Here is a 3669-nt window from a genome sequence, read left to right on the forward strand (position 1 = left end):
CGAAGGCGGTCCACCCGGTGGGCCAGCCCATCAGCGCCTCGACGAACAGCGGGTTCAAGCTCCGGCGCGTCTCGCAGGAAACGCTGCCAGCCAGCGGCGTCGCCAGGACCTGGCGGCCAAGCAGCCCGTTCACCGGCGTGTTCACCAGCGAGGTCGCCCCGTCCTTGTGATCGCGCGCTGTCGGTGTCATCCACATTCCCGCCGCCGCTGTCAGATCGGCATTGCGACGGGTGCCGCCGCTCGGCTTTGCTCCATCCGTGGCCATCGGCGTCGGCCAGTCCCGCGCCAGCCTGTCCAGCCCCGCCTCGTTCCGACGCGCACCGCCCCGGCTGCGGAAGCTGTCGGTCTGCGGCGTTGGCCAGAGCGCGGCCTCGGTCGCCAGATTCATCCCGTGCCGACCCGCCGCCTGCGAGGGCGTGGGTTTTGTCTGCCGGTTCTCGTTGGCACTGGCCCTTGGGGTCGGCCAGAGCCGCAGCAGCTCCGTGCGGTTGCCCCCGCTGGAGCGGATGCCCGAGCAGGCGCGCGGGGTCGGCCAATGCATCCCCGTCGCGGGCAGCGAGGATGAACAGCCGCTCGCGCCGGTGCGGCGCACCGACTTCCGCCGCCGTAAACAATCCTGCCGCAAGCCGGTAACCCATGCCGACCAATCCGCCGGCGACCTCGGGAAAGCCGAGGCGCAGATGATGGGCGACATTTTCCAGAAAGACGAAGGGCGGGTCGCATTCCGCGATGATCCGGGCGATATGGGGCCAGAGATGGCGGGGATCATCCGCGCCGCGCCGTTTGCCCGCGACGCTGAACGGCTGGCAGGGGTAGCCCGCAGAGAGGATATCCACGCAGCCGCGCCACGCTCGGCCGTCGAATGTGGCAACATCGTCCCAGACAGGAGCTTGATCCAGGGCCGCATCCGCCATCCGCGCCACGAGAATGGCCGCAGCGTAGGTTTCCCGTTCGACATGGCCCACAGTTCGATATCCGGGACCGCCGTCTCCGCCGAGGGCGAGCATGAGGCCAAGGTCGATCCCGCCCGCGCCGGAGCAGAGCGAGAGGCCGAGGAGGCGGGCGTTCGGCACTTCGGTGGCAGGCAGTCCGGTGGGAGGTAGAGCCATGTCATGCCTCGCTCCGCTCGGCTTTCACCTCATCGAATGTCCGCCCATCGCCCTCCAACACTGCCGCCTCGCCGGTGAACTGCTGCCAGCGGTCCACGGCCACGTCGACATAGGCCGGGTTCAGTTCCAGCCCCAGACAAATCCGTCCGCAGCTTTCCGCCGCGATCAGCGTGGTGCCGGAACCCATGAACGGCTCATAGACCGCCTGTCCGGGGCTGGAATTGTTCAGGATCGGGCGGCGCATGCATTCGACCGGCTTTTGCGTGCCATGCACCGTTTCCGCGTCCTGATCGCGGTTGGCGATCCGCCAGAGCGTTGTCTGTTTGCGATCCCCCGCCCAGTGACCCTTGCCGGTCTTGCGCACGGCATACCAGCAGGGTTCATGCTGCCAGTGATAGTCGCCGCGGCTGAGGATCAGCCGGTCCTTGGCCCAGATGATCTGCGCGCGGATGGCGAAACCGTTGACCTCAAGGCTTGCGGCAACCGTCGCCGCGTGCAGCGCGCCGTGCCAGACATAGGCGATGTCGCCCGGAAACAGCGCCCAGGCCTCGCGCCAGTCGGCCCGGTCATCATTCAGCACCTTGCCGGTGCGGCGGGTCGAGGACGCGCCCGCCTTGTTGCGCCAGGCGGGGTCATAGGCGACGCCATAAGGCGGGTCGGTGACCATCAGATGCGGTGTGATGCCGCCCAAGGCGCGGTCCACATCCGTGGCCACCGTGCTGTCGCCGCAGATCAGCCGGTGGCGACCCATGATCCACAAATCACCGGGGCGGCTGATCGGATCGGTGGGCGTGTCGGGGATATTATCCTCGCCATCGGTGGTCATATCCGCAGGCGTGGCACCCAGCAGCGCCTCGAGTTCGGCATCAGAGAAACCGATGACGTCGAGGTCAAAGTCAAAATCATCCTGCAAGGCAGAGAGTTCCAGCCGCAGCAATTCCTCGTCCCAGCCCGCATTCTCGGCCAGCTTGTTGTCCGCGATAACCAAGGCCCGGCGCTGCGGCTCGTTCAGATGGCCCAGCACGATGACCGGCACTTCGCTGAGACCCAGCTGCTGCGCAGCCATCAGCCGGCCATGGCCCGCGATGATGATATCATCGCTGCCGATCAGGATCGGGTTGGTAAAACCGAACGCGCGGATCGAGGCGGCGATCTGGGCGATCTGCGCGTCAGAATGGGTGCGGGCATTGCGAGCGTAAGGCACCAGCCGCGCGGGCGGCATCGTCTCGATCTGCATGGCGGTCCTTTCTGTGCGACAGTGCCGGGTTATGAAAAAGCCGGGCGCAAAACGCCCGGCTGGTGTTAGATTGGCGGGCCGCACACCTGCGCACCCAAGGCGCGAACCCAGAAAAAACCTTTTCACGTAGGGGGCTTGCGGGCCTCTGCCCCCCGCATAGCAACGCTTGCGGGGAGGAACCAAAGCCGGGGGCGGGCTGGGGTCGCCTCGGGTTTCGCCCCTCAACCGTGGGTGGCTGGCACAATATTTCTGTCCAGATCGTCGTTCTGACCAAAGCAACTGCTGGCCTCGGCGGCGGTCGTTCTGGCGCGGCAGAGCAATAATCTTTCGTTCGGATAATACTCTGACCGGCGCAGTCGGATGACCTCGGGCTGGGTGATCCGGGTAAGGGGCTTGCGTGGTGAAGGTCGCAAATCCTTGCCCGGATCGGCGGTCAGCGCCTGCCCTCACCTCTGGCCATCTTAGGGATAAACTGCCCCAAAACCCCGCGTTTTGTCGCGCCAGAAGTTCAACGCATCGGCCCCGTCACAGCAGCGTTCCCGCGCCGGGTTTGTCCGGTTTGGCGGCGGGTTCATCCGCAGAGTTTTGCGGCGCGGAACGAGAGGCGCCCTGATTCGGAGGGCGTTTCTTCTGTTTGTTCAGATGGTTGGCGACCGTGACCAGCGCCGCAGCCCATCTCCGCCACGCGGTCTGCCGCACCACGCCAACGCGGTAACAAACCTGCTTCCAGCGGCAACCCTCGGCCCGCATCCAGACGATCCGGGCATCGTCGGGCTCCAGCCAGCGCAGCCAGGTCAGGCACTCTTCCATCCGCTGGATCTCGGCGGGGTTGGGCACCACCCGCATCCGCGCCTCGTGCCAGCCATAGGCATGCTTTGCCTCCTGAACGTATTCCGGCCAGCTGCGCCCATAGCCCCTCGGGCCGGACCCCGGCGGATTGGGCAAGCGGCGCAGCGTCAGCGCGGCCTCCTCGAAGCGATCCTCGATATTGCGGGGCGTGAAGAGTTTGCGCATCAACGGCCTCCATCCACGAAGGGCACACCCCGCGCCTGCATCCGCTCCCGGCTGACCAGTCCGGCCTTCAGCAGCGCCGCCGCCATGCGGTTTGAGATCGCATTCTGGGGCAGGTATCTGTCCCCGTTCACCCAATCGGCGTGGAAGCGTAGGACAGGGTCGTTGCCGGGTGTAGCGGGCGTGGTTCCGACCGCTGCACCGGGCGCTGCCGAGGCCGCAGGCGCAACCCCGCTTCCCGCAGGAGGTGTTGCCGGAATTGATGCTGACCTGCCCCCCGTTCGTCCCTCGTTCATAACAAGAGTCCTTGGG

Annotated in this window: 2 protein-coding genes and 3 pseudogenes; all 5 read right to left on the bottom strand. The window is 66.4% G+C overall.

Translation table 11 applies throughout. The features are described 5' to 3' along the window. A pseudogene (locus Q4G24_RS16430) lies at positions 1 to 388 on the bottom strand (hypothetical protein); the annotation flags it as partial. 211 nt (positions 389 to 599) lie between these two features. Further along, positions 600 to 1109, bottom strand: a pseudogene (locus Q4G24_RS16435) (DNA cytosine methyltransferase); the annotation flags it as partial. Position 1110: 1 nt separating this feature from the next. Next, positions 1111 to 2346, bottom strand: a complete 1236-nt coding sequence (locus tag Q4G24_RS16440) for a site-specific DNA-methyltransferase (protein WP_303367615.1) — start codon at positions 2344 to 2346, stop codon at positions 1111 to 1113. Between the two features lie 525 nt (positions 2347 to 2871). Continuing rightward, positions 2872 to 3360 (bottom strand): DUF6362 family protein, encoded by a 489-nt coding sequence (locus Q4G24_RS16445; protein ID WP_303367616.1) that lies wholly within the window; start codon positions 3358 to 3360, stop codon positions 2872 to 2874. After that, positions 3360 to 3669, bottom strand: a pseudogene (locus tag Q4G24_RS16450) (hypothetical protein); the annotation flags it as partial. The gene Q4G24_RS16445 and the pseudogene Q4G24_RS16450, both read right to left, overlap by 1 nt.

Origin of the sequence: Paracoccus sp. (in: a-proteobacteria) (assembly GCF_030538695.1) — a bacterium.
In the GTDB taxonomy this organism is placed as follows: domain Bacteria; phylum Pseudomonadota; class Alphaproteobacteria; order Rhodobacterales; family Rhodobacteraceae; genus Paracoccus.

Excerpts from the sequence above, each read along its gene's own strand:
- Q4G24_RS16445 (WP_303367616.1), bottom strand. The coding sequence starts at position 3,360 with ATGCGCAAACTCTTCACGCCCCGCAATATCGAGGATCGCTTCGAGGAG.
- Q4G24_RS16440 (WP_303367615.1), bottom strand. The coding sequence starts at position 2,346 with ATGCAGATCGAGACGATGCCGCCCGCGCGGCTGGTGCCTTACGCTCGC.